General features: G+C 60.7%; 25 protein-coding genes. 11 read left to right on the plus strand and 14 right to left on the minus strand.

Features of this window, described 5'->3' with window-relative positions; genetic code table 11:
- The first annotated feature begins 72 nt into the window (after window positions 1–72).
- From gcvT to FAA97_RS03925, 6 genes are all read left to right on the plus strand, one after another.
- Window positions 73–1,212 (plus strand): glycine cleavage system aminomethyltransferase GcvT, encoded by a 1,140-nt coding sequence (gene gcvT, locus FAA97_RS03900; RefSeq protein WP_136597197.1) that lies wholly within the window; start codon window positions 73–75, stop codon window positions 1,210–1,212.
- A 20-nt stretch (window positions 1,213–1,232) separates the two neighbouring features.
- Window positions 1,233–1,595 (plus strand): glycine cleavage system protein GcvH, encoded by a 363-nt coding sequence (gcvH, locus tag FAA97_RS03905; protein ID WP_136597198.1) that lies wholly within the window; start codon window positions 1,233–1,235, stop codon window positions 1,593–1,595.
- Window positions 1,595–4,453, plus strand: a complete 2,859-nt coding sequence (gene gcvP / locus FAA97_RS03910) for an aminomethyl-transferring glycine dehydrogenase (RefSeq protein ID WP_136597199.1) — start codon at window positions 1,595–1,597, stop codon at window positions 4,451–4,453. Before gcvH ends, gcvP begins: the two co-directional genes overlap by 1 nt.
- 133 nt (window positions 4,454–4,586) lie before the next feature.
- Entirely contained in the window at window positions 4,587–4,913 is a 327-nt protein-coding gene (locus FAA97_RS03915) for a DUF1236 domain-containing protein (protein WP_136597200.1), read from the plus strand.
- Between the two features lie 217 nt (window positions 4,914–5,130).
- Window positions 5,131–5,457, plus strand: coding sequence for a flagellar basal body protein (locus tag FAA97_RS03920; protein ID WP_136597201.1), 327 nt, complete (start codon window positions 5,131–5,133; stop codon window positions 5,455–5,457).
- 215 nt (window positions 5,458–5,672) lie between these two features.
- Window positions 5,673–5,975, plus strand: coding sequence for a hypothetical protein (locus FAA97_RS03925; RefSeq protein ID WP_136597202.1), 303 nt, complete (start codon window positions 5,673–5,675; stop codon window positions 5,973–5,975).
- Between the two features lie 9 nt (window positions 5,976–5,984).
- On the opposite strand, the gene FAA97_RS03930 is transcribed toward FAA97_RS03925, so the two are convergent.
- From FAA97_RS03930 to FAA97_RS03980, 11 genes are all read right to left on the minus strand, one after another.
- Window positions 5,985–6,194 (minus strand): hypothetical protein, encoded by a 210-nt coding sequence (locus FAA97_RS03930; protein WP_136597203.1) that lies wholly within the window; start codon window positions 6,192–6,194, stop codon window positions 5,985–5,987.
- Between the two features lies 1 nt (window position 6,195).
- Window positions 6,196–6,897: an acyl-homoserine-lactone synthase gene (locus tag FAA97_RS03935; protein WP_136597204.1), complete on the minus strand. Its 702-nt coding sequence runs from the start codon at window positions 6,895–6,897 to the stop codon at window positions 6,196–6,198.
- A 71-nt stretch (window positions 6,898–6,968) separates the two neighbouring features.
- The gene (locus tag FAA97_RS03940; RefSeq protein ID WP_136597205.1) at window positions 6,969–7,709 is read right to left on the minus strand and encodes a helix-turn-helix transcriptional regulator; all 741 of its coding nucleotides are present in this window, start codon (window positions 7,707–7,709) and stop codon (window positions 6,969–6,971) included.
- 129 nt (window positions 7,710–7,838) lie between these two features.
- On the minus strand, window positions 7,839–8,225 hold the full coding sequence (gene sufA / locus FAA97_RS03945) for a Fe-S cluster assembly scaffold SufA (protein WP_136597206.1): 387 nt from the start codon (window positions 8,223–8,225) through the stop codon (window positions 7,839–7,841).
- A gap of 75 nt (window positions 8,226–8,300) precedes the next feature.
- Window positions 8,301–8,675 carry an SUF system Fe-S cluster assembly protein gene (locus tag FAA97_RS03950; protein ID WP_136597207.1) on the minus strand — a complete coding sequence of 125 codons (375 nt, stop codon included), beginning with the start codon at window positions 8,673–8,675 and terminating at the stop codon, window positions 8,301–8,303.
- Between the two features lie 10 nt (window positions 8,676–8,685).
- The gene (locus FAA97_RS03955) at window positions 8,686–9,930 is read right to left on the minus strand and encodes a cysteine desulfurase (RefSeq protein WP_136597208.1); all 1,245 of its coding nucleotides are present in this window, start codon (window positions 9,928–9,930) and stop codon (window positions 8,686–8,688) included.
- On the minus strand, window positions 9,923–11,200 hold the full coding sequence (gene sufD / locus FAA97_RS03960; RefSeq protein WP_136597209.1) for a Fe-S cluster assembly protein SufD: 1,278 nt from the start codon (window positions 11,198–11,200) through the stop codon (window positions 9,923–9,925). The genes FAA97_RS03955 and sufD overlap by 8 nt, the downstream gene beginning before the upstream one ends.
- A gap of 30 nt (window positions 11,201–11,230) precedes the next feature.
- Window positions 11,231–11,986, minus strand: a complete 756-nt coding sequence (sufC, locus tag FAA97_RS03965) for a Fe-S cluster assembly ATPase SufC (protein ID WP_136597210.1) — start codon at window positions 11,984–11,986, stop codon at window positions 11,231–11,233.
- A 117-nt stretch (window positions 11,987–12,103) separates the two neighbouring features.
- Entirely contained in the window at window positions 12,104–12,445 is a 342-nt protein-coding gene (locus FAA97_RS03970; RefSeq protein WP_136597211.1) for a GIY-YIG nuclease family protein, read from the minus strand.
- Between the two features lie 80 nt (window positions 12,446–12,525).
- Window positions 12,526–13,995 carry a Fe-S cluster assembly protein SufB gene (gene sufB / locus FAA97_RS03975; RefSeq protein WP_136597212.1) on the minus strand — a complete coding sequence of 490 codons (1,470 nt, stop codon included), beginning with the start codon at window positions 13,993–13,995 and terminating at the stop codon, window positions 12,526–12,528.
- 140 nt (window positions 13,996–14,135) lie between these two features.
- Window positions 14,136–15,302, minus strand: a complete 1,167-nt coding sequence (locus tag FAA97_RS03980) for a cysteine desulfurase family protein (RefSeq protein WP_136597213.1) — start codon at window positions 15,300–15,302, stop codon at window positions 14,136–14,138.
- A 204-nt stretch (window positions 15,303–15,506) separates the two neighbouring features.
- Between FAA97_RS03980 and FAA97_RS03985 the strand changes: the two genes are divergently transcribed.
- Together FAA97_RS03985 and FAA97_RS03990 are read left to right on the plus strand one after the other, a co-directional pair.
- Window positions 15,507–16,184 carry an alpha/beta hydrolase gene (locus tag FAA97_RS03985; protein ID WP_136597214.1) on the plus strand — a complete coding sequence of 226 codons (678 nt, stop codon included), beginning with the start codon at window positions 15,507–15,509 and terminating at the stop codon, window positions 16,182–16,184.
- 112 nt (window positions 16,185–16,296) lie between these two features.
- Entirely contained in the window at window positions 16,297–17,163 is an 867-nt protein-coding gene (locus FAA97_RS03990) for a patatin-like phospholipase family protein (protein WP_246041327.1), read from the plus strand.
- A 3-nt stretch (window positions 17,164–17,166) separates the two neighbouring features.
- Here the strand turns inward: FAA97_RS03990 and FAA97_RS03995 are convergent, their stop codons facing one another.
- Window positions 17,167–18,303, minus strand: coding sequence for an anhydro-N-acetylmuramic acid kinase (locus FAA97_RS03995; RefSeq protein WP_136597215.1), 1,137 nt, complete (start codon window positions 18,301–18,303; stop codon window positions 17,167–17,169).
- Between the two features lie 138 nt (window positions 18,304–18,441).
- Here FAA97_RS03995 and tyrS point away from each other — a divergent pair, with 138 nt between their 5' ends.
- The 3 genes from tyrS (at window position 18,442) to trmFO (ending at window position 21,653) form a co-directional block, all read left to right on the plus strand.
- On the plus strand, window positions 18,442–19,698 hold the full coding sequence (gene tyrS, locus FAA97_RS04000) for a tyrosine--tRNA ligase (protein ID WP_136597216.1): 1,257 nt from the start codon (window positions 18,442–18,444) through the stop codon (window positions 19,696–19,698).
- A 258-nt stretch (window positions 19,699–19,956) separates the two neighbouring features.
- Window positions 19,957–20,100: a DUF1127 domain-containing protein gene (locus FAA97_RS04005; protein ID WP_006728564.1), complete on the plus strand. Its 144-nt coding sequence runs from the start codon at window positions 19,957–19,959 to the stop codon at window positions 20,098–20,100.
- Between the two features lie 143 nt (window positions 20,101–20,243).
- On the plus strand, window positions 20,244–21,653 hold the full coding sequence (trmFO, locus tag FAA97_RS04010) for a methylenetetrahydrofolate--tRNA-(uracil(54)-C(5))-methyltransferase (FADH(2)-oxidizing) TrmFO (RefSeq protein WP_136597217.1): 1,410 nt from the start codon (window positions 20,244–20,246) through the stop codon (window positions 21,651–21,653).
- Between the two features lie 4 nt (window positions 21,654–21,657).
- On the opposite strand, the gene FAA97_RS04015 is transcribed toward trmFO, so the two are convergent.
- Together FAA97_RS04015 and FAA97_RS04020 are read right to left on the minus strand one after the other, a co-directional pair.
- Window positions 21,658–22,047: a hypothetical protein gene (locus FAA97_RS04015; protein ID WP_425467404.1), complete on the minus strand. Its 390-nt coding sequence runs from the start codon at window positions 22,045–22,047 to the stop codon at window positions 21,658–21,660.
- Between the two features lie 158 nt (window positions 22,048–22,205).
- Window positions 22,206–23,081 (minus strand): phytoene/squalene synthase family protein, encoded by an 876-nt coding sequence (locus FAA97_RS04020; protein WP_136597219.1) that lies wholly within the window; start codon window positions 23,079–23,081, stop codon window positions 22,206–22,208.
- Window positions 23,082–23,088 lie beyond the last annotated feature (7 nt).

Here is a 23,088-nt window from a genome sequence, read left to right on the forward strand (position 1 = left end):
GGCTCATGAACCGGCACAATCGTGCCCAGGCTTGAGCGAGCGCGCGTGCGCTCAAAACCCGGAGGCGACGTCTTGGACGATCAGACCCAACTGAAACGCACCCCCCTTTATGATTTTCACGTGTCGCTTGGCGCCAAGATGGTACCCTTTGCCGGCTATGACATGCCGGTTCAGTATCCGGCTGGCGTCCTGAAAGAGCACCTTCATACCCGGGCCGCTGCCGGTCTCTTTGACGTTTCCCATATGGGCCAGGTCGAGCTGGTAGCTGCTTCCGGCGCCTATGCTGACGCGGCGCAGGCACTGGAAACGCTTGTTCCCGTCGATATTCTCGGCCTGAAGGACGGACGCCAGCGCTATGGCTTCTTCACCGACGAAAACGGCGGCATTCTCGATGACCTGATGATCTCCCGGCTCGGCGAACGCCTGCTGGTCGTCGTCAATGCCGGCTGCAAGGATGCCGACATCGCTCATATGCGGGCAAAGCTGCCTGAGGGCGTGAAGGTCCTCGTGCATGACGATCGTGCGCTTCTGGCGCTGCAAGGCCCAAAGGCCGAAGCCGTCCTCGCCGCTCTCAGCCCGGCCGTCGCATCGATGAAGTTCATGGATGTCAGCGAATTCTTGCTTGGCGACATCCCTGCCCTCGTCTCCCGCACCGGTTATTCCGGCGAGGACGGCTTTGAGATCTCGGTGTCTGCCGATCATGCCGCCGCGCTTGCCAAGGCCCTGCTCGAGCAGTCCGATTGTCAGCCCATCGGTCTCGGTGCGCGCGATTCGCTGCGTCTGGAAGCCGGTCTCTGCCTTTACGGCAACGACATCGACACCACGACCTCGCCGGTTGAGGCCTCGATCGAATGGGGCATCCAGAAGGTCCGACGATCGGGTGGCGCCCGCCAAGGCGGCTTTCCGGGTGCCGAACGAATTCTCGCTGAGCTTGACAATGGCGTCTCCCGCCGCCGTGTCGGGTTGAAGCCCGAGGGCAAGGCCCCGGTGCGCCCGCCGGCCAGACTGTTTGCAGATGCAGAAGGCAAGACCGAGATCGGCCATGTCTCGTCAGGCGGTTTCGGCCCGAGCGTCGAGAGCCCTGTCGCGATGGGTTACGTGCCGACCGCAATGGCCGCCCCTGGCACCCAGGTTTTCGCGGAGGTGCGTGGCAAGCTGATGCCGCTCACCGTCTCCGCCCTTCCCTTCATCGCCCCCACCTATAAACGCTGAAAAAATCTCCGGAGAGAACCATGCTGAAATTTACCGCTGAACACGAATGGCTGAAGATCGAGGGCGATGTCGCCACCGTCGGTATCACCACCCACGCCGCCGGCCAGCTCGGCGATCTTGTCTTCGTTGAACTGCCGGAGGAAGGCGCCAGCTTCAAGAAGGATGCCGGTGCCGCGACCGTCGAAAGCGTCAAGGCGGCGTCTGACGTCTACTGCCCGCTCGATGGTGAAATCGTCGAGATCAATCAGGCGATCGTCGACGATCCGTCGCTGGTCAATTCCGATCCGGAAGGCGCTGCTTGGTTCTTCAAGCTGAAGCTCGCCAACCCGTCGGATGCCGATGCGCTTCTCGACGAGGCCGCCTACAAGGAGCTGATCGCGTAATGACGACGGAATTCCAGTTCACGGATTACGATCCTTACGATTTCGCCAACCGGCGCCATATCGGCCCCTCGCCGGTCGAAATGACCGAGATGCTGAAGACTGTCGGCTATCACTCGCTCGACGCGCTGATCGACGCGACGGTCCCCGGCTCGATCCGCCAGAAGGTGCCGCTCACCTGGGGTGCGGCGATGACCGAGCGCGAGGCGCTCGACAAGCTGCGGGAAACGGCGAACAAGAACAAGGTTCTGACGTCGCTGATCGGTCAGGGCTATTACGGCACGATCACGCCGCCGGTCATCCAGCGCAATATTCTGGAAAACCCGGCCTGGTACACGGCCTATACGCCCTACCAGCCGGAAATCAGCCAAGGCCGCCTCGAGGCACTCCTCAACTTCCAGACCATGGTAACCGACCTCACCGGTCTCGACGTGGCGAACGCCTCGCTGCTCGATGAAGCCACCGCTGCTGCCGAAGCCATGGCGCTCTGCCAGCGCAGCGCCAAGACCGAGGCGACCGGCTTCTTCGTTGACAAGGACTGCCATCCGCAGACGATCGCCGTCATCCAGACCCGCGCCGAACCGCTCGGCTGGAACGTTATCGTCGGCGATCCCTTCACCGATCTCGATCCGACGGAAGTCTTCGGCGCGATCTTCCAGTATCCCGGTACGCACGGCCATGTGCATGACTTCTCCGGCTTGATCGCCCGACTGCATCAGACCGGCGCACTGGCTGCCGTTGCCGCCGACATTCTCGCGCTGCTGCTTCTCAAGTCGCCTGGTGAAATGGGGGCCGACATCGCCATCGGCTCGACCCAGCGCTTTGGCGTGCCCATGGGGTATGGCGGTCCGCATGCGGCCTATATGGCGGTCAAGGACGCGATTAAGCGTTCCATGCCCGGCCGTCTCGTCGGCGTCTCCGTCGATGCGCGCGGCAACCGCGCCTATCGCTTGTCGCTGCAGACCCGCGAACAGCATATCCGCCGTGAAAAGGCGACCTCGAACATCTGCACCGCGCAGGTGCTGCTTGCCGTCATGGCTTCGATGTATGCCGTCTTCCACGGTCCGAAGGGCCTGAAGGCGATTGCCCAGCAGGTGCACCAGAAGACGGTGATCCTCGCCAAGGGCCTGGAAAAGCTCGGCTATACGATCGAGCCTAAAAGCTTCTTCGACACGATCACCGTCGAAGTCGGCCATATGCAGGGCCTCGTCATGCGGGCAGCGATTGCCGAGGGCGTCAACCTGCGTAAGGTCGGCGAGACCAAGGTCGGCATCGCGCTCGACGAGCGCACGCGCCCGGCCACGCTCGAAGCAGTCTGGCGTGCCTTCGGCGGTCACTTCAAGGTCGACGACTTCGCTTCAGATTATCGTCTTCCGAAGGATCTGCTCCGAACCAGCGAATACCTGACGCATCCGATCTTCCACATGAACCGCGCCGAAAGCGAGATGACCCGCTATATCCGCCGGCTCTCGGACCGCGATCTTGCCCTCGACCGGGCCATGATCCCGCTCGGCTCCTGCACGATGAAGCTGAACGCGACTGCGGAAATGCTGCCGATCACCTGGCCGGAATTTTCCGACATCCATCCCTTCGTCCCGGCCGATCAGGCGCTGGGTTACAAGGAGATGATCGACGACCTCTCGGAAAAGCTTTGTGCCGTCACCGGCTACGATGCGATCTCCATGCAGCCAAACTCGGGCGCACAAGGAGAGTATGCCGGTCTTCTGACGATCCGCGCCTATCACCTTGCCCGCGGCGACGCGCATCGCACGGTCTGCCTGATCCCGACGTCCGCGCATGGCACCAATCCGGCCTCGGCCCAGATGGTCGGCATGACGGTCGTGCCGGTCAAGTCCAAGGACAATGGCGACGTCGACCTCGACGACTTCCGCGCCAAGGCGGAACAGCATGCAGACAACCTCTCCTGCTGCATGATCACCTATCCCTCGACGCATGGCGTGTTCGAGGAGACGGTGCGCGAGATCTGCGAGATCACCCACCAGCATGGCGGCCAGGTCTATCTCGACGGTGCCAACATGAATGCCATGGTCGGCGTCGCCCGTCCGGGTGACATCGGTTCTGACGTTTCCCACCTCAACCTGCACAAGACCTTCTGCATTCCGCATGGCGGGGGTGGTCCGGGCATGGGGCCGATCGGCGTCAAGGCGCATCTTGCACCCTACCTGCCCGGCCACGTCGTCACCGATGGTCGTCCGGGCGCGGTTTCGGCGGGTCCTTACGGTTCGCCGTCGATCCTGCCGATCAGCTGGTCCTACTGCCTGATGATGGGCGGCGAAGGTCTGACCCAGGCGACGAAGGTGGCGATCCTCAACGCCAACTACATCGCGGCACGGCTAAAGGGTGCCTATGACGTCCTCTATACGTCTGCCTCGGGTCGCGTGGCGCATGAATGCATCATCGATACCCGTCCGTTGCAGGCCTCGGCCGGCGTGACCGTCGACGATGTGGCGAAGCGCCTGATTGACTGCGGTTTCCATGCGCCGACCATGAGCTGGCCGGTTGCGGGTACTTTGATGATCGAGCCGACGGAATCCGAGACCAAGGCCGAGATCGACCGTTTCTGCGATGCCATGCTGGCTATCCGCGAGGAAGCCCGCGACATCGAGGAAGGCCGGATGGACAAGGCAGACAACCCGCTCAAAAACGCGCCGCACACGGTAGAAGACCTGGTCGGCGAGTGGACGCGTCCCTACAGCCGCGAGCAGGCCTGCTACCCGCCGGGCGCCTTCCGGGTGGACAAGTACTGGTCCTCGGTCAACCGCGTCGACAATGTCTATGGCGACCGCAACCTCGTTTGCACATGCCCGCCGATGGAGGCTTACGCCGAGGCGGCCGAGTAACGCCTCTCTTCGAACACAGGAACGCCGCCGTTATGGCGGCGTTCTTCATTTGTGGTTACGGCCACGCGCACAGCGTGATGGAACAGATTGCCATGGTCTTCGTTTTTCCACCGTTCAAAACAGGAGATCGAACATGCGCAATACGCTTATTTTCGCCAGTGCGGCGGCTGTTCTGACGCTGTCGGCGTCGGCCTACGCGCAGGAAACCGTCATCATCCAGCAGGCCCCGGTCGCTACCCATTCCACCGTCGTCATCCCCGCACCTGCGCGGACCTATGTGATGGAACGTGAAGTCCGTTCGGTCCCCTACGAAGGCGACGTTCTCGTCGGTCGCGTGATCGAAGATCCAGTCGAACTCTATCCGATCGATGGCTATAGCGACTACTCTTACACCGTCATCAACGAGCAACGCGTGATTGTAGACCCGCAAACGCGAGAGATCGTCGAGATTATCGAATAATCGTCACGAGCAGCGATCGAGGCCCGGCACATTGCCGGGCCAACCGCTTTCCGTCCGCACCGATTTTAGCCTCACGCCGAAATAAGGTCCCCAAGCGTTGCAGATCGATACATTTTCATCGTGCGCCCTCATCTTTCAGAAAGCCTGATAATTGAGGTTTCCCTAAATCTTATGCGCTAGCCTGTGGTCAATGACACTTTTAGCGGGTTCAAGAACGATGAGCATCGGTTCCGTGATGGCGATATCCTTGTCCGGCATGCAGGCGCAGACACAAAAACTTTCTGCAACCGCCAGCAACGTCGCCAACGCCCTCACACCCGGTTATAATCGTCTGGAAACGCAGTTCAACACCACGGCAAGCGGCGGCGTTTCTGCCTCCACATTCCCCTCAGGTCAGCCATCCCTTCCCGAAAGCTCGAATGTCGACATTGCATCCGAAATGCTGTCGCTGATCCAAGCCGAGCTCGCTTTCAAGGCAAATGCCAGTGCCTGGGAGAGCGGCGCGGACATGTGGGATGTGCTGAAAACCATCGTGCGTGACTAGACCCAGCCCGCGAGTGCAACGCTATAAGGCCCGGTGGTCACGGTCCCGCCGCCTCAATGTTGCTGCGTGAAAAAGATAGGGTGAGGCCCCAGCCCAAAAAAAGCTGACCCTCCCCCCCTCTCGAACAAGGCGGATGCAGATTTTAGCCTTGAAAATTGCCCAAACAACAGGGCACATCATTTAGTTGTAGAACAGTTGCAAGCGGAACAAGGACAATGGCTAACTCTGCGCTCGATACAATTTCCGAACTCGTTCGTTCATTCCAGATAGGCTCGCGGCAGCTGTTTGAACGCGCTTTCCATCATCACTTGACGATCGCGACCGAGGCGGCCCGCGGGAACCACTATGTCGACGATTGCGTCGATCTCGTGCACGAGGCGCTGGATCGGTTGTTCGCGGATGACAGTGAAGCCGATGCCGCCCGCGCCCATCTTCTGGGCGCGATTGAAGCATTGCGTGACGAACTCTGTCTGAGCAGCGCGAATGAACCGGCCTATGTCAGAGCGACGGCAAGCTGACCCGTCCCGTCAGCCGTGCCGCAGATCAGACGGCTGTTCCACGGTTGCAGCATTGGCCGCAAGCGATACCATCTGCAAGAGGTGATCAAGAAACCGGGTTTCTTCACTCAGCGGTTCCTTCAAACCAACGCTGTGAATGATCTCGCGAAGGCTTCGAACCTGTTCGCCAACGATGGCTCGGACATAGAGGTCCGATGAGGGGAAGTTGCCGCTCTGCATGTTACTCTCCTGCAAGTCTCTGATATTCGACAACACCATGCAGCTCGCCGACATGCGCCAACCGTTTCAGGCGTTCCGGCCCAAACGGGTTGCCATGCGCCCTCTCCAGGTCCACCAGACTGCCCGTGATGTTGTATAATTCGTGATGTTTGACCAAGGCGCGTGCAGAAGGCACAGCGCAAATCGGCACGATCAGCGACCCGTCCAGAACGGAGGGCGCGGCAAGCGGTGTCACCGTCCAGCCTGTGCCGATCAAAAGATTGACCAGCTTCGGGTGAGTCTGCACGATCAACTGTTCGATACCGGCGATCAATGCGTATTCCAGAACAGCCGTCATGAGAGCGTTCGAGATGGGCACGCCACCGATCTTGGTATCGCTCGCTTCCGCGATGCAGCGGGTCCATTCGTAGACCCTCGGACCGCGCGGCCAGTCCCGCCCGTCCATCAGGTGAGGGTACACATCCGACAACAGATGCGGTGCCAGCGTGGGCAGCAGACGCGTGTAGCCGACCACCTTATCGCCCACGATCAGGGGCAGATGGATGGCGTCATCGGTATCGAACTGGTCGATCTCCCGCCCGTCAGCACGGCGAATGGCCTCCCAGCCAAGACGTTCGACGAATTGTTCATGGCGAAAGCGCCATATCTTTTCCATCAACGCGGAATGGCGGGCGCAATCGGCGCCGACGATGGTCGCTAACATTATTGCTCCTCTCGATGTTTCAGGGAGAGTGCAACAAGCCCGCCGCAGCCCCTATAGGCTGATTGGCCTATTTATCTGATGATCCCGATTCGAATTGCCTCCGCAATGAGTTGTGCCCTGTTGACACTGTTCAACCTGCGGCAGGCGGATGCCACTTCATGCTGGACGGTCTTCTCCGAAATCCCGAGGATCTGTCCGATTTCCCAATTGGTCTTGCCAGCCGCACACCACAGAATCACTTCACGCTCACGCGGCGTCACCTTGAGGGCTGCCGCCATGCGGGAGAGATCGGGCTCCATCAGGAAAGCCCGCAGCCTGTTATGGGCGAAGATTGCCACCATTTGCAGCGCGCCACGCTGCTCATCCGACAAATCCACCTTGCGCGCACCAAAGGTCACGATGGCCTGAAAGCCGCCGACGGAATGCAGCGGCACACTGTAACCGTCCATCATTCCAAAATTCGTCGCTTCGTCCATCACCCGGCGTGACGCCCGCGACAGGGGCACATCGCGCAGCGCTTCGGACCAGACAAAGGCCTCGTCCGACATCCGCGTGCGATGAATGACCGGGTCAATATGCACATAGTTTTCGCGGACATACCGCTCGAACCATTCGTCCGGCCAGGCGTTGAGCATCATATAGGGATCGAGGCGTTCATTCGGCAGCGGGATCCCGGCAATGGCATAACAGTCCATTCCGAAGGCCTTGGCCGCGGCTTCAAGTCCGTCCAGAACCTCGGCTTTCGAGGTCGCCTGCCCGCACAAACTCATGAAGTCGAACATGGCGTTCGCCGTCGCCTGCCGTTTCAGCATCGTTGCCCCCGCCACACGCTGTTTAAATCGATTTAGAACGCAAACGCGTGTCGATGCAAGCTGCTTCCGCAACCCACACGATTACTGGCGAATTCCAGGGGTATTGAGACGGGCCTGGGCTGACCCTGGTCAGGCCTGCTCGGCCTCCCGGCGCTGTGCAAGCTCAGCCAGATCCGCAGCCTTCAGCTCAACGGACTCGCCGCATCCACAGGCGGAGGTCTGGTTCGGGTTGTGGAAGGTAAATCCCGAGCGCAAGGTGGTGGTCTCGAACCCCATCTCCGTCCCGAGGAGATAAAGCACCGCCGCCGGATCGATCCAAACAGTCGCGCCATCCTTCTCGATCCGATCGTCGCGAGGATTGGGATCGCTGACCAGATCGATGGTGTATTCCATCCCGGCGCAACCACCCTTCTTGATCCCCACCCTGATGCCTTTGGCATCCGGCGCGGAATTGGCAACGATCGACTTTACCCGCGCGGCAGCCGCATCGCTGAGCGTCATGACTTGAAACGCCATTCGTCATCTCCTTCGCTGACCGGGTTCAAGGCCCGGCGCTTCGTCATTCGAATGTAGAGAGCGACTTGACCTCTATCAATACCAGCCGACCGCGACCTGCGCTTCTTCCGACATGCGGTCCGGGGTCCATGGTGGATCAAAGCTCATTTCAACCTCCACACCGGCGACGCCCTCAACAGCGCCCACGGCATTTTCCACCCAGCCCGGCATTTCGCCGGCAACCGGGCAGCCCGGAGCCGTCAGCGTCATGACGATTTTGACCATGCGGTCGTCCTCGATATCGATCTTGTAGATCAGGCCGAGTTCAAAGATGTCTGCGGGGATTTCCGGATCATAGACAGTCTTCAGCGCCGCGATGATGTCATCCGACAACCGTGCCACCTCTTCGGGTGGGATCGCGGTGTTGACGATGCCCTCGCGGACGTCAGGCTTGCTTTCAGTGTCGGTCATGGTTTTATCCTCAGGCGAAGAAGCTTCGCGCATAATCGAGAGCGTCGGCCAATGCGTCGACTTCCTCCCGCGTATTGTAGAGCCCGAATGACGCGCGGCAGGTGGATGTCACCCCGAATCGAGCGAGCAGCGGCTGGGCGCAATGGGTGCCCGCCCGCACAGCCACACCGCGGCGGTCGATCATCGTCGAGACGTCGTGGGCATGGATGCCGGCAAGCTCGAAGGAGAAGATCGCACCCTTGCCCGGCGCATTGCCGATGATCCGCAGCGAATTGATCGCCGACAGACGCTCATGGGCATAGGCGCGAAGGCTCTCCTCATGCGCCGCAATATTGTCTCGGCCAAGGCTTTCCATGTAATCGAGCGCATAGCCCAGTCCGATCGCCTGGACGATGGGCGGCGTGCCGGCCTCGAAACGGTGCGGCGGCTCGTTGTAGGTGACGCGATCCTCCGAGACCTCGACGATCATTTCGCCACCGCCCATGAAGGGATCCATGTCCTTCAGGCGATCCATTTTCCCCCAGAGCACGCCGATGCCCGAGGGGCCGTAAAGCTTGTGTCCGGTCACGGCATACCAGTCGCAGCCAAGATCCTGCACATCGACCGCCATGTGTACCGCGCCTTGGCTGCCATCGACCATGACGGCGATGCCGCGCTCACGGGCGATCCGGCAGACCTCCTTGATCGGAACAACAGTGCCGAGCGCGTTCGACATATGGGTGATCGCGATCAGCTTGGTACGTTCGGTCAGGCAGGCCTCGAAAGCCTCCATATCGAAGGCGCCGTCGTCCGTTACCGGTGCCCAGACAAGCTTGGCTCCCTTGCGCTCCCTGACGAAGTGCCAAGGCACGATGTTGGAGTGGTGCTCCATGATCGAGAGTACGATCTCGTCGCCCTCGCCGATGTGCTTCATGCCCCAGCCATAGGCAACCGTGTTGATCGCCTCCGTCGAGGACTTGGTGAAGATCACCTCGTCAATCGAAGGGGCATTCAGGAAGCCGCGCACCTTTTCGCGCGCAGCCTCGTAGGCATCCGTCGCGGCATTGGACAGGAAATGCAGGCCGCGATGCACATTGGCATATTCACTGGAATAGGCATGCGCGATCGCATCGATCACCTGGCTCGGCTTCTGGGCCGAAGCGGCATTGTCGAGATAGACCAGCTTTTTTCCATAGACCTCGCGCGACAGGATCGGGAAATCCCGCCTGACAGCTTCGACATCATATCCTGCCCGTGCCGCGATCGTGTCAGCCATGGTGCTCCAGCCAGTCGGTGATGATCTCCTCCAGCGCTTCGACGAGCGGCTCATTTTCGAGCTCCTCGACGATCTCGGCGACAAAGCCGTTGATCAGCAGCGCCCGTGCCTTCTTTTCCGGAATGCCACGCGACATCAGGTAGTAGAGATGGCTCTTCTCGATGTCGGCAACCGTCGCGCCATGGGCGCACTGCACGTCGTCGGCGAAGATCTCGAGCTCTGGCTTTACCGAGAACTCGCATTCATCGGACATCAGCAGCGTGTTGCAGGCCATGCGGGCGTCGGTCTTCTGGGCATCGGGCGCCACCCGGATCATGCCCTGGAAGACGCCCCGGGCGCGATCGAAGACGACATTGCGGATGATCTCCGTGGAGGTCGTGTTCGGCACATCGTGGCCGAGCGTCATCGTCACATCGGTATGGGTGTCGCCACCGAGCAGATTGACGGCGCGCAACATGAAGTCGGAGCCTTCGCCCGCGGTCTTCACATGTACTTCCTGACGCACCAGCTTGCCACCGGCATTGATGATGAACAGACGGAACTTGGCATCGGCGCCCAGTTCGACACGGATCTGACCGAGATGGGTGTCGGCATCGCCCTCACCCTGCAGGATGATCCAGGTGATTTCCGCGCCGTCGCCAAGCTTCAGGTCCGCAACGACGGATGCGAGTGCGGCCGAACCGCTCTGGCCGATATGGCGCTCGATGACGGTTGCCTTGGAGCCCCTGCCGAAATTGGCCGGGAAGCGCAGGTGCAACTGGCCAGCGGCGTGAACGGACTGAAGCTCGATCGGCGCCTCGATTTCGGCGTCGTCGGCGACGTCAACAATCAGGCCGTCGCGCACAAATGCGCCGTTGATGCGTCCGATCGTATCGTCGCCGTTGAAAGGCGTCAGCCCCTCGGCGGCGGTACCGCTCAGCAGCGCATCGCGGTAGAGCGTTACGCTCAAGCCGTCGGGAAGCGCTGACGGGGTCTGTGCCACGCCCTGCAGGACATTGAGGACCGTTGCACCGGATACCAATGCGTCGGCCGCCCTGGCAATTGCCTGGGGCTCATCAGCCGGCAACGCCCGCAGCAAGGCCTTGAGGTCGGTGTAGTGGAATGTCTCGACGCGTCTCGTCGGAAGTCCCTGGCGCTTCAGCACGTCAAACAGGCCGTCACGCTTCTGCAGCACGGCGCCGTCGCCGGGCAGGCTGCCGATCTGTTGGGTATAGGCGTCGATGAGCTGGGTCTCGGCCACAGTGAGCCGGTTTGCCGCTTGCAATGTCATCGTTGCTACTCCTTTAAAACTTGAAACCGCTTAGGCTGCCTGACCGGTGATGTCGGCGTAACCATTGGCTTCGAGTTCAAGCGCCAGTTCCTTGTCGCCCGACTTGATGATCTGGCCCTTGTAGAGGACGTGAACACTGTCCGGCACGATGTAATCGAGCAGGCGCTGGTAGTGGGTGATCACGACGGTCGCACGATCCGGGCGCTTCAGAGCGTTGACGCCGTCAGCAACAATCTTCAGCGCATCGATGTCGAGGCCGGAATCAGTTTCGTCGAGGATGCAGAGCTTCGGCTCGAGCAGCGCCATCTGCAGGATTTCGGCGCGCTTCTTCTCACCGCCGGAGAAGCCGACATTCAGCGGACGCTTCAGCATGTCCGGGTTGATCTTCAACTCGCCGGCAGCTTCCTTGACGCGGCGGATGAACTCCGGCGTCGTCAGCTCGTCCTCGCCACGCGCCTTGCGCTGCGAATTCATCGCAACCTTCAGGAACTGCATGGTGGCAACGCCCGGGATTTCCACCGGGTACTGGAAGGCGAGGAAGATGCCCTTGGCGGCGCGCTCGGCCGGGTCGAGTTCAAGAATGCTCTCGCCGTTATAGAGGATGTCGCCTTCGGTGACTTCGTAGTCTTCGCGGCCCGACAAGATGTAGGAGAGCGTCGACTTGCCCGATCCGTTCGGACCCATGATGGCAGCCACTTCGCCGGCCTTAACGGTCAGGTTCAGACCGCGGATGATTTCGGTGCCGTCTTCGGCGATGCGGGCATGGAGGTTTCTGATTTCAAGCATGTCTGTCTTCCTGTCCATCGGGCGGTTCAAGGGCCGCCTGTCGTTTCCTGTTGCGCCGCTGGGCGCCTGTTCTTCATTTCGTCATCCTCAGGCTCGTCCCGAGGATCTACTGCCGTATCAGTTATAGTCCGACCATTGCGGTGAGCTCGGGTGCGGTGAGTAGATGTTTTCGATCTCGTAAATCCGGTCGCAGAGATCGAGCCATGTCGGGTTTAACCCTTCGATCAGCTTGATCTTCCAGTCCCGCAGATAGCGCTTCAGAGACTTCTCTCGTCTGATCGCGAGGACGATGTTCGGATGCTGCTCGAACCACACCAAGAGCTTTGCATGGTATCTGGACGTAAAACCTTTCCTCACTTCATTCCGGTGCTCCCATATGCGCCCCTCAAGGTCGCTGGTCACACCGGTGTAAATCACACCACGTGGCTTGTCCGACATCATGTAAACGAAGCCGGACATCGTGCATCAGCCTTGCCGGCAGTAGATCCTCGGGACAAGCCCGAGAATGACGACCGCAACTGGCTGTGTGCGCCCCCTCATTACCCGACCGAACCCTCAAGCGAGATGTTGATCAGCTTCTGCGCTTCAACCGCAAATTCCATCGGCAGCTGCTGGATGACGTCGCGGACGAAGCCGTTGACGATGAGCGCGATCGCCTCTTCTTCCGGGATGCCGCGCTGCATGGCGTAGAACTTCTGGTCCTCGGAGATCTTCGAGGTCGTCGCCTCGTGCTCCACCTTGGCCGTCGAATTCTTCACCTCGATGTAAGGCACAGTATGCGCGCCGCAGGTGTCACCGATCAGGAGCGAATCGCAATTGGTGAAGTTGCGCGCGTTCTCCGCCTTGCGATGCATCGAGACCTGGCCGCGATAGGTATTCTGCGACACGCCGGCCGAGATGCCCTTCGAGATGATCCGGCTCTTGGTGTTCTTGCCGAGATGGATCATCTTGGTGCCGCTGTCGACCTGCTGATGGCCGTTCGAGACGGCGATCGAGTAGAACTCGCCCTGGCTGTCGTCACCGCGGAGAATGCAGGACGGATATTTCCAGGTGATCGCAGAGCCGGTCTCGACCTGCGTCCAGGAGATCTTCGAACGCGCACCACGGCAATCGCCACGCTTGGTGACGAAGTTGTAGATGCCGCCCTTGCCGTCCTTGTCGCCCGGATACCAGTTCTGAACGGTCGAATATTTGATCTCGGCATCATCGAGCGCCACGAGTTCGACGACCGCTGCATGCAGCTGGTTTTCATCGCGCTGGGGTGCGGTGCAGCCTTCGAGATAGGAGACGTAGGCGCCTTCCTCCGCAACGATCAGGGTGCGCTCGAACTGGCCGGTGTTCTTCTCGTTGATGCGGAAATAGGTCGAGAGTTCCATCGGGCAGCGAACGCCCTTCGGGATGAAGACGAAGGAACCGTCAGTGAAAACAGCCGAGTTCAGCGTCGCATAATAGTTGTCGGTAACCGGAACGACGGTACCGAGATACTTCTTCACCAGTTCCGGATGCTCGCGCACGGCTTCCGAGATCGACATGAAGATCACGCCGGCCTTCTTCAGCTCTTCCTTGAAGGTGGTCACGACCGAAACCGAATCGAAGACGGCATCGACGGCGATCTTCGACGTCTGCACGCCAGCCAGCATTTCCTGCTCTTTCAGCGGAATGCCGAGCTTTTCATAGACCTTCAGAAGTTCGGGATCGACTTCGTCCAGCGACTTCGGGCCTGCAGCCGTCTTCGGCGCGGCGTAATAATAGATGTCGTTGAAGTCGATCTTCGGATAGTCGACACGAGCCCAGGTCGGCTCTTCCATCGTCAGCCAGCGCCGGTAGGCGTCGAGGCGCCATTCCAGCATCCATTCCGGCTCCTGCTTCTTTGCCGAGATGAAGCGGACGATATCCTCGGACAGGCCCTTGGGCGCCTTGTCGACTTCGATCGTGGTTTCAAAACCATACTTGTACTGATCCACATCGATCTGGCGGACCTGATCGATCGTTTCCTGCACAGCAGCCATGGTCGTTCTCCAATCTTGCCGGGCCAAATTCCGGCAGCTTGTTAACGTTGGGCGGTGTCCCGCCATATTTAAGGTTTCCGAGCCATCATTTCACCCCTCTTGGCAAGGGAAAACGACGTGCGGCCCGAATTTTCGCCGCCTCAGGCGGCCTGCCCCGCCGGTTTGCGGCGGGCAGCAATCTTTGCAAAGGCGCCCAGAAAGCGATCGATGTCGCTGTCCGTCGTATCAGTACCGATAGACAAGCGAAGCGCCCCGGTTGCGGCATGCTCGCCCATGGCGGTCAGCACGTGGCTTGCACCCACCTTGCCCGATGAGCAGGCGGCACCGGCCGACAAAGCCACGCCTTCGAGATCAAACGCGATCTGCCCGGTTTCCGCCTTCAGCCCCGGCAGATGAAAAAAGCTCGTATTGCCGACCCGCGCTTCACCTCGTCCGTAGATCACCGTGTCCGGCGCCACCGACAGCATGGCTTGCTCAGCCCGATCGCGAAGTGCCGCCACATGCGCATTCCGCTCAACCAGGCCCGCCGCCATTTCGCGCGCAGCAGCGCCGAAGCCGGCGATCGCCGCGAGATTTTCAGTACCGGCGCGATGCCCCTTCTCCTGGCCACCACCACGCACCAGAGGTTCCGGCATCAAGGTCTCGCCACGCGACACCAGAGCACCGACACCCTTGGGGCCACCCAGCTTGTGGGCCGAGAGGATCAGGAAATCCGCGCCGAGTTCAGAGATCGACAGAGGAATGCGCCCTACCGCCTGCACGGCATCCACCACCAGCAGCCCACCTGACTTCTTTACGACGGCGAAGATCTCCTGGATTGGCTGGATAATGCCGGTTTCATTGTTGACCAGCATCACCGCGACGAGTGGAAGGCCAGCGGAAAGATCGTGCGCGGCCAGGGTTGATGACAGGGCGTCGAGGTCGATCACACCGGTCCGCGTGACCGGAATTTCGGACACGGCATCGGCAGCAAAGCGCCCGCCTGCTCTCACAGCCGGATGCTCGATCGCCGAGACATAGAGCCGACCGAGCGTCACGCGCGATTTGCCCATGCGATAGACTGGCGACAACACGTGATTGGCGGCTTCGGTCGCGCTTGCGGTAAATGTCACATGCGCCGGGTCGGCCATAACAAGAGCTGCCACATCACGCCGCGCCTTCTCAATGGCAGCACGCGCCGCACGCCCTTCGGCGTGAACGGATGAGGGGTTGCCCGGCATTGCCAGCGCCTCGACCATGGCATCGCGCGCCACGCCCATCAGGGGCGCAGTGGCGTTCCAGTCCAGATATATGCGCTCTGCAGCCATCAGGGCTAAGCACTCCATGCATAAGACAGCGCATTTTTCTTGAAATTGCCGTCGGGCTTGCCTTAAGACACCTTCACCCCGGATGCGCCGCCATCCAATTTCGAACGGTTCTAAACTTCGTTCTAGAAAAGCTGAGTGACCTCGTCAAGTCAGCTTTCTAATTTGGTGTTGACGAACCGCAAAAATATCAGGGACCGGAACCTAATGCCCGAAGTGATTTTCAACGGCCCCGCCGGCCGTCTCGAAGGCCGTTATCAGCCCTCCAAGGAAAAAAGCGCCCCTATTGCCATCATCCTGCATCCGCACCCGCAATTCGGCGGCACGATGAACAATCAGATCGTCTACCAGCTGTTCTACATGTTCCAGAAGCGGGGCTTCACGACGCTGCGTTTCAACTTCCGCAGCATTGGCCGCAGCCAGGGCGAGTTCGACCATGGCGCAGGCGAGTTGTCGGACGCGGCCTCTGCCCTCGACTGGGTTCAGAGCCTGCATCCGGATTCGAAGAGCTGCTGGGTTGCCGGCTATTCCTTCGGCGCCTGGATCGGCATGCAGCTTCTAATGCGCCGTCCGGAAATCGAAGGCTTCATGTCGATTGCGCCGCAGCCGAACATCTACGACTTCTCCTTCCTCGCCCCCTGCCCGTCTTCGGGCCTGATCATCAATGGTGACAGTGACAAGGTGGCCCCGGAGAAGGATGTGATCGGCCTCGTCGACAAGCTGAAGACGCAGAAGGGCATCCTGATCACCCACAAGACGGTACCGGGCGCGAACCACTTCTTCAACGGCCAGGTGGAAACGCTGATGGCCGAATGCGAGGACTACCTCGACCGTCGCCTTGAAGGCGAACTCGTTCCCGAACCGGCCGCCAAGCGGATCCGGTAAGGTCGAAGAGTAAAATCAAGTGGCGCGGAATGATCCGCGCCATTTGCTTTTCAGGGTTCGCCAACACGTTTTCCGAACCAGATTGTGCCGCGATCATGGAGTGCTTCCAACCATGACTTCAGAGATGAGCTTTGACGCAGTCGGCCTCGCGGGCGGTGGAAACCGTTGCTACTGGCAGAGTGGGTTTCTCAAAGCCTTCAGCGAGCATCAGCCGCTCAACCCGCGTTTCTATGTCTCGCTCTCGGCCGGTGCCTATCATGGCGCGATGTTCCTAGCCGGCGTCGGCGACAGGGTGCGTGAATCGGCCTTCGCCTTCGCCGAAAAGGGCCATCGCGGCGTCGACTGGAAAGCATTGCGGCGGCGGGAATCGCCGCTCGTCGTCGGGTCGCTGTTCCGGCAGCTGCTCGCAAGCGAATTCGGTGAAGCGGAACTTGTGGCTCTCAAGGCGGCGCCGCCGATGCTCATCCAGTTGTCCGGCCTGCCGGACTGGATGCCGGGCGCGCTCGGCGCCCTCGGCTCGATCGGTGCCTATCAGATCGAGAAGCTCCTGACTGACGGAACCCATTCCAGGGCGGGCCTGCGCCTGCGCCTGCGGCCCACCTGGATTTCGACCCACAATCTGAATTATCCTGGCGAGCTCGTCGATGCCCTGATGGCGACCTCTTCGGTGCCGCCCTTCATGCCGGTCGGCCGGCTGCGTGGTCGTGCCTATCTTGATGGCGGACTTGTCGACAATCCGCCACTGATCAAACTCAAGGAGGTCGAGAGCAAGGGCTGGCGCACCCTGCTTCTCTCCACGCGCTTTGGTCGCACGCCACCGCAGGCGCCAAACCGCATCGTTGTCGGCCCGAGTGAGGACATTCCGGTGAGCAAGTTTGCTGTCGGTGACGCCGCCGGCATCCGGCATGCCTATGAGGTGGGTCTGAGAGACGGGCGCGCCTTTGCCCGAATGGGTCTCTCCGCTGATCCAGTCCAGTAGCCCTCAAACCGGGTGCATGCGCGGTGTTGCAGCGAACACGCCGCCGCTGACCGGCCGGCTGACGCCGGTCGTACCCGGATAGGTCAGCGGGAGGCCGCGGGCGGACCGCACAGCCAGATAGGCCCAGGCTTCCGCCTCCATCGCATCGCCGTCGAAACCGGCCTGTTCGGCTGTCAACACCGCAGCCGCGCGTTCTCCGGCAAGCCGAACGAGATCCCCCATGATCGTCCGGTTCAACCGCCCGCCGCCGCAGATGACAAAGCAGCGCGGGAAGGCTGGAAGATGGCCGGCCGATTTCAGAATCGCCGCAGCCGAAACATGGGCCAATGTCCGGGCACCGTCCGAAAGCTCCGCCTCGTGTCCATCCGGCGGGCGAAAGTCGTTGCGGTCGAGCGAGCGGCGGGTCTTTGCCGTGAAAAACGGATTGTCGAGATAGCGATCAGCCAGCGTCTTGATAACCGCGCCTTCAGAGGCAATGCGGCCACCGTCGTCATAGGGGATCCCGGCATGGGTCTCGACCCACTGGTCGATCAGCGTGTTGCCCGGTCCGCTGTCAAAGCCGATGATCGTGTCATCGCGATCGAGAAAGGTCAGGTTCGAGATGCCGCCGATGTTGACGAAGCAGACCGGCCAGTCCTCTGCCGGAATCTTGTGGGCGAGCGCCTGGTGATAGACCGGGACCAATGGTGCGCCCTGCCCGCCATGGACCATATCGTTGGCGCGCATGTCATAGACCACATCGATGCCGGTTTCCGCGGCAAGCAGGGCGCCGTCACCCAGTTGGACTGTCAGGCCCTCATATGGTCGGTGCAACACCGTCTGACCGTGGAAGCCGATAAGGTCGATGTCGCGCTCGGCAAGCCCTTGCCGTTCCAGAAACAGGCGCACCGCTTCTGCATGGCGTAATGTTAGATCCTTTTCCAGACGCGCAAGGTCGCCAGGCCGCTCCTCCCGTTGCTTGACGCTCTTGACCTCGTCCAGCGCCTGCTTCAGCCGGTCGCGGAATGGCGGCTCATAGGGTACCGACAGGAATGCGCCACGCTCGACGAGCGCCTCCCCATCAGTCCGCAGCAGGGCCACGTCAATGCCATCCATCGACGTTCCGCTCATCAGCCCGATTGCAGTTTTGATTTCCGCCATTTGCCACCCGATTCGGCCCTGTGTTCAGCTGGACATTCATGACCGAGACGGGTGCACAATTCAAAAAACAATGCTAAAGCCCGCGCGTATTTCCAAGATTACCACCGAAAGACCAGAGAAACCGAAAGCAACAGCGTCATGACGAAGTTCAAGTCCGATTTCCTCCGCATCCTCTCCGAGCGCGGCTTCATTCATCAGATGTCCGATGAAACGGGGCTCGACGACCTGCTCGCCAAGGAAAGCGTGACGGCCTATATCGGCTATGATCCGACGGCTTCGAGCTTGCATGTCGGCCACCTGATGCAGATCATGATGCTGCGCTGGTTCCAACAGACGGGCCATCAGCCGATCTCGCTGATGGGCGGCGGCACGGGCATGGTCGGCGACCCCTCCTTCAAGGAGGAAGCGCGCAAGCTGATGACCATCGAGATGATCGAGGACAACATCGCCTCGATCAAGCGCTGCTTCTCGAACTATCTCGACTACGACAAGGGCCCGAAGAACGGCGCCCTGATGATCAACAATGCCGAATGGCTGCGGCCCTTGAACTACCTCGAATTCCTGCGCGATGTCGGCCGCCACTTCTCGGTCAACCGCATGCTGTCCTTCGACAGCGTGAAGACGCGCCTTGATCGCGAGCAGTCGCTGTCCTTCCTCGAATTCAACTACATGATCCTGCAGGCCTACGACTTCGTCGAACTGAACCAGCGCTACGACTGCCGCCTGCAGATGGGCGGTTCCGACCAGTGGGGCAATATCATCAATGGTATCGACCTCGGCCACCGCATGGGCACGCCGCAGCTCTACGCGCTGACGGCGCCGCTCTTGACCACCTCTTCCGGTGCGAAGATGGGCAAATCGGCCTCCGGCGCCGTCTGGCTCAATGCGGACCTGCTTCCGGTCTATGACTTCTGGCAGTACTGGCGCAACACCGAGGATGCCGACGTCGTGCGCTTCCTCAAGCTTTTCACCATCCTGCCGATGGACGAGATCGCACGTCTTGCCGCCCTGGGCGGTTCGGAGATCAACGAAGCCAAGAAGGTCCTCGCAACCGAGGTCACGACACTTCTGCATGGTCGGGAAGCCGCCGAACAGGCCGCAGAGACGGCGCGCAAAACCTTTGAAGAAGGCGCGCTCGCCGACACGCTTCCGACTGTCGAAGTCGCGACCGGCGAACTCGACGCGGGGATCGGCCTGCTCGCGCTGATCGTCAAGGCCGGCCTTGCCGCATCGAACGGCGAAGCCCGTCGCCACGTCCAAGGCGGCGCCGTCAGGATCAATGACGCAAGCGTTTCGGATGAGCGCATGGCCGTCGGCAGCGCAGAGGTCACCGCCGAAGGCGTGATCAAGCTTTCGCTCGGCAAGAAGAAGCATATACTGATCAAGCCAGTCTGATGCTTGGACATAAGGTACAGCTAACGTTGAAAAGCCCGCAATTGCGGGCTTTTTTCGATTGGTAAACGCGCATTAACGCTTGGCGCGTATTTCATCATCGTCGCACCATTGCCGCTTATGACGGCAACCTCATGCACAAATGCATAGCAGTCGCACATTATTTGCACTGCACAATATTGTTTTACGGGCGTATAAGAAGGTCAATCGCCGATGCGGGAAACACCGCAAGATCGGCGAATATTCGACGAGGAAACGACCATGAACCCGATCCGCATTGCAAAGAACTGGATCAGCTACCGCCGCACGATGAACGAACTGGGCAACCTGTCTTCGCAGACCCTGAACGACATCGGCATCACACGTTACGAGATCCGCAACATCGCTTCCCGCTCTTTCCGTTAATCGGAACCGATGCAGAAGTTTGTATGAAACGGCACCGTTTGGTGCCGTTTTTGTTTTCAGGCCCTGCCATGGCGACGATCCGCGCCGCTCGCCCATGATCACCCGATGGACCTTGAGCATCGAGCCGTGATATGGAGCCGCCCATGACAAACAGCTCCTTCTCCCCCATTCACATCATCGGCGGCGGCCTTGCCGGTTCGGAAGCCGCGTGGCAAGTGGCCCAGGCGGGTGTCCCCGTCATCCTGCATGAGATGCGCGGCGTGCGCGGCACGGATGCGCACAAGACCGACGGCCTTGCCGAACTGGTCTGCTCCAACTCGTTCCGCTCAGACGATGCGACGGCCAATGCCGTCGGCGTCATCCATGCGGAAATGCGTCTGGCAAACTCGCTCATCATGGCCTGCGCGGACAAGCATCAGGTTCCTGCCGGCGGCGCGCTTGCGGTTGACCGCGACGGCTTCTCCGATGCCGTCACCGCTGCCATTCACCAGCATCCGCTGATCACCGTGGTTCGTGAAGAAGTCGCCGGCCTGCCGCCGGAGGACTGGGATCTTGCCATCATCGCGACAGGCCCCCTCACCTCGCCGGCGCTTGCCGAAGCAATCCGCGAGAAGACCGGCAAGGATGCGCTGGCTTTCTTCGACGCCATCGCGCCGATCGTACACACCGAGTCGATCGACATGGATATCTGCTGGTATCAGTCACGCTACGACAAGGTCGGGCCCGGCGGTACGGGCAAGGATTATATCAACTGCCCGCTCGACGAGACGCAGTACAATGCCTTCATCGATGCACTGATCGCGGGTGACGCTGTAGGCTTCAAGGAATGGGAAGGTACGCCCTATTTCGATGGCTGTCTGCCCATCGAAGTGATGGCCGAACGTGGCCGAGAAACCTTGCGCCATGGCCCGATGAAGCCGATGGGGCTGACCAACGCCCACAATCCGACCGTCAAGCCCTATGCCGTCGTGCAACTGCGTCAGGACAATGCGCTCGGCACGCTCTACAACATGGTCGGTTTCCAGACGAAGTTGCGCTATGGCGCGCAGGCTGAGATCTTCCGGATGATTCCGGGGCTGCAGAATGCGGAATTCGCCCGCCTCGGCGGCCTGCATCGCAACACCTACATCCACTCGCCGACCCTGCTCGATCCGAGCCTGCAGCTGAAGGCGCGTCCGGGCTTGCGTTTTGCCGGTCAGATCACCGGCTGCGAAGGCTATGTCGAAAGCGCCTCCATCGGCCTGCTAGCCGGTCGCTTTGCCGCGGCTGAGCGTAAGGGCGAGACAATCGACCTGCCGCCGGCGACAACGGCACTGGGATCCCTCCTCAACCACATCACCGGCGGCCACATTGTCTCCGACGAGGAACCCGGCAAGCGGTCTTTCCAGCCAATGAACATCAATTTCGGCCTGTTTCCGGACCTGGAGCCCGGATCGATCGTCAAGCCGGAAGGCGTCAAACGCTTCCGCGGCAAGGACAAGACGATCATGAAGCGGCAGTTGATCTCAGCGCGCGCGCTGGCCGACTGCCGCGCATGGCTGCAAACGGCTTGAGGCTTCAGATGCCGGGCAGCCCGTCCGGCACCTGACGATCGACAGGCGCGACATAATTGCCGAGGAGCCAGAGCGAAACCTCTGCGGCCTCGGCAGCGCTGGCGAAGCTGTAATCCCCGTTGTGATAAGATGCATCGAGGAAATCGATGGTCAGGGAATAGCCGTCGTTTGATCCACGAACCCGCACCCTGCCCGGCGTGATCAGGTGGCAGGCAAAGTGGTTGCGCATATTGCGCATGAAGCCGGCCTTGTTGTCATGCAGACGAACGAAAACGGCCTTGCCGTCTTCCGTCGCATGCAGGCTGCGGATCGCTTCATTCGGAAAGGCCCGCCCGAACTCGACGATTGCAAGCCCGGTATCCCCGAGACTGCTTTCATCGGCGCGGCGCGTCATCCGTGTCGAAAAATACGCAAGCAGGCCCACCAGGACCAAAACGAAACTCCAGGCCAGCATTTGGGTATACCTCGCTTCCGCTCGCATCCGATCATCGTTGAGCGACGCTTAGAGCGCAAGCCTTGCGTGAGCGTGACGCCAGCGGCATGCCCTCGGGGCTAAAGCCGGCCGGTGACCAACAGCCGCAGCATCGACATTTGCCTGCGCCACTGCGCTGGGCGGGCATCGCGTTGTGCCATGTCGCCGCCAATCCGCCGTGCACGCGTCAAGATGCGCTCGGTGGAGGCAAGTGGAAGATAAGCTGCAACAAGGGACTTCGGAATCCTGCCCGCGCGTCGCGCCTTTTGCAGGTGATCAAGCCCGTAACCCGCAAACGCCTCGATCGCCGCCGACAGTCTGGCTGGATCAGTGCGCTGCAGAAACGTGTCCCGATCAAGCGCCACCGCCGTCAGGATTTCCTGCGGCAGATAAACCTGCCCGCGCTGCATATGGAGGGGGAGTAGCAGCAGGCAACCGGCAACCAGCTGCGCGACGCCGGCATGGCCGGCAATCTCGCTTGCATCGGCCGCCGCTCCGGCGTCGAGCGCGAGCGATGCCAACTGGATCAGACCAGAGGCAGTTTCGCCAGCATAGCCTTCGAACATCGCTGTCGATTCCATCGGATCGTCGTAGAGATCGAAGATCCGCGCGTCGGCCATGCGAACAAGCGCGTCGACCGGCAACTTCCGTTCGGCAACCGTGCGCAGGAGTTCGGCGGCGATCGGATTGGCATTGGTTTCGCCGTGCGCCTGCCCCTCAAGCAGATCGCGCCAATATTGCAGGCGCACTTCGCCGGTCATGGCTTCCCGCGTCACATCGCGGACACGGCTCAGCTCGGCATTGTAAGCATACAGCGCAGCAAGCTCGGCGCGATGCGCAGGCGGTGTCAAAAGACAAGCGAGATACCGATCACTGTCGGTAAGACGCAGTGTCTCAAGGCAGATATCTGCATTCGAAGACGGCTTTGCTCGTCCCTCTGGTGCACCCGATGCCATTGCCGAC

Origin of the sequence: Peteryoungia ipomoeae (assembly GCF_004912165.1) — a bacterium.
GTDB lineage: Bacteria > Pseudomonadota > Alphaproteobacteria > Rhizobiales > Rhizobiaceae > Allorhizobium > Allorhizobium ipomoeae.

Coding starts and splice junctions, on each gene's coding strand:
- FAA97_RS04015 (WP_425467404.1), bottom strand. CDS start 22,047: ATGACGCGCCGCGCCGATGAAAGCAGTCTCGGGGATACCGGGCTTGCA.
- FAA97_RS03920 (WP_136597201.1), top strand. CDS start 5,131: ATGAGCATCGGTTCCGTGATGGCGATATCCTTGTCCGGCATGCAGGCG.
- FAA97_RS03940 (WP_136597205.1), bottom strand. CDS start 7,709: ATGCTGAAACGGCAGGCGACGGCGAACGCCATGTTCGACTTCATGAGT.
- tyrS (WP_136597216.1), top strand. CDS start 18,442: ATGACGAAGTTCAAGTCCGATTTCCTCCGCATCCTCTCCGAGCGCGGC.
- sufD (WP_136597209.1), bottom strand. CDS start 11,200: ATGACATTGCAAGCGGCAAACCGGCTCACTGTGGCCGAGACCCAGCTC.
- FAA97_RS03980 (WP_136597213.1), bottom strand. CDS start 15,302: ATGGCTGCAGAGCGCATATATCTGGACTGGAACGCCACTGCGCCCCTG.
- FAA97_RS03985 (WP_136597214.1), top strand. CDS start 15,507: ATGCCCGAAGTGATTTTCAACGGCCCCGCCGGCCGTCTCGAAGGCCGT.
- gcvP (WP_136597199.1), top strand. CDS start 1,595: ATGACGACGGAATTCCAGTTCACGGATTACGATCCTTACGATTTCGCC.
- sufB (WP_136597212.1), bottom strand. CDS start 13,995: ATGGCTGCTGTGCAGGAAACGATCGATCAGGTCCGCCAGATCGATGTG.
- FAA97_RS03990 (WP_246041327.1), top strand. CDS start 16,297: ATGACTTCAGAGATGAGCTTTGACGCAGTCGGCCTCGCGGGCGGTGGA.
- sufA (WP_136597206.1), bottom strand. CDS start 8,225: ATGGCGTTTCAAGTCATGACGCTCAGCGATGCGGCTGCCGCGCGGGTA.
- FAA97_RS03955 (WP_136597208.1), bottom strand. CDS start 9,930: ATGGCTGACACGATCGCGGCACGGGCAGGATATGATGTCGAAGCTGTC.
- FAA97_RS03930 (WP_136597203.1), bottom strand. CDS start 6,194: ATGCAGAGCGGCAACTTCCCCTCATCGGACCTCTATGTCCGAGCCATC.
- trmFO (WP_136597217.1), top strand. CDS start 20,244: ATGACAAACAGCTCCTTCTCCCCCATTCACATCATCGGCGGCGGCCTT.
- FAA97_RS03970 (WP_136597211.1), bottom strand. CDS start 12,445: ATGTCCGGCTTCGTTTACATGATGTCGGACAAGCCACGTGGTGTGATT.
- FAA97_RS03995 (WP_136597215.1), bottom strand. CDS start 18,303: ATGGCGGAAATCAAAACTGCAATCGGGCTGATGAGCGGAACGTCGATG.
- FAA97_RS03935 (WP_136597204.1), bottom strand. CDS start 6,897: ATGTTAGCGACCATCGTCGGCGCCGATTGCGCCCGCCATTCCGCGTTG.
- FAA97_RS03915 (WP_136597200.1), top strand. CDS start 4,587: ATGCGCAATACGCTTATTTTCGCCAGTGCGGCGGCTGTTCTGACGCTG.
- FAA97_RS03950 (WP_136597207.1), bottom strand. CDS start 8,675: ATGACCGACACTGAAAGCAAGCCTGACGTCCGCGAGGGCATCGTCAAC.
- sufC (WP_136597210.1), bottom strand. CDS start 11,986: ATGCTTGAAATCAGAAACCTCCATGCCCGCATCGCCGAAGACGGCACC.
- FAA97_RS04005 (WP_006728564.1), top strand. CDS start 19,957: ATGAACCCGATCCGCATTGCAAAGAACTGGATCAGCTACCGCCGCACG.
- FAA97_RS03925 (WP_136597202.1), top strand. CDS start 5,673: ATGGCTAACTCTGCGCTCGATACAATTTCCGAACTCGTTCGTTCATTC.
- FAA97_RS04020 (WP_136597219.1), bottom strand. CDS start 23,081: ATGGCATCGGGTGCACCAGAGGGACGAGCAAAGCCGTCTTCGAATGCA.
- gcvH (WP_136597198.1), top strand. CDS start 1,233: ATGCTGAAATTTACCGCTGAACACGAATGGCTGAAGATCGAGGGCGAT.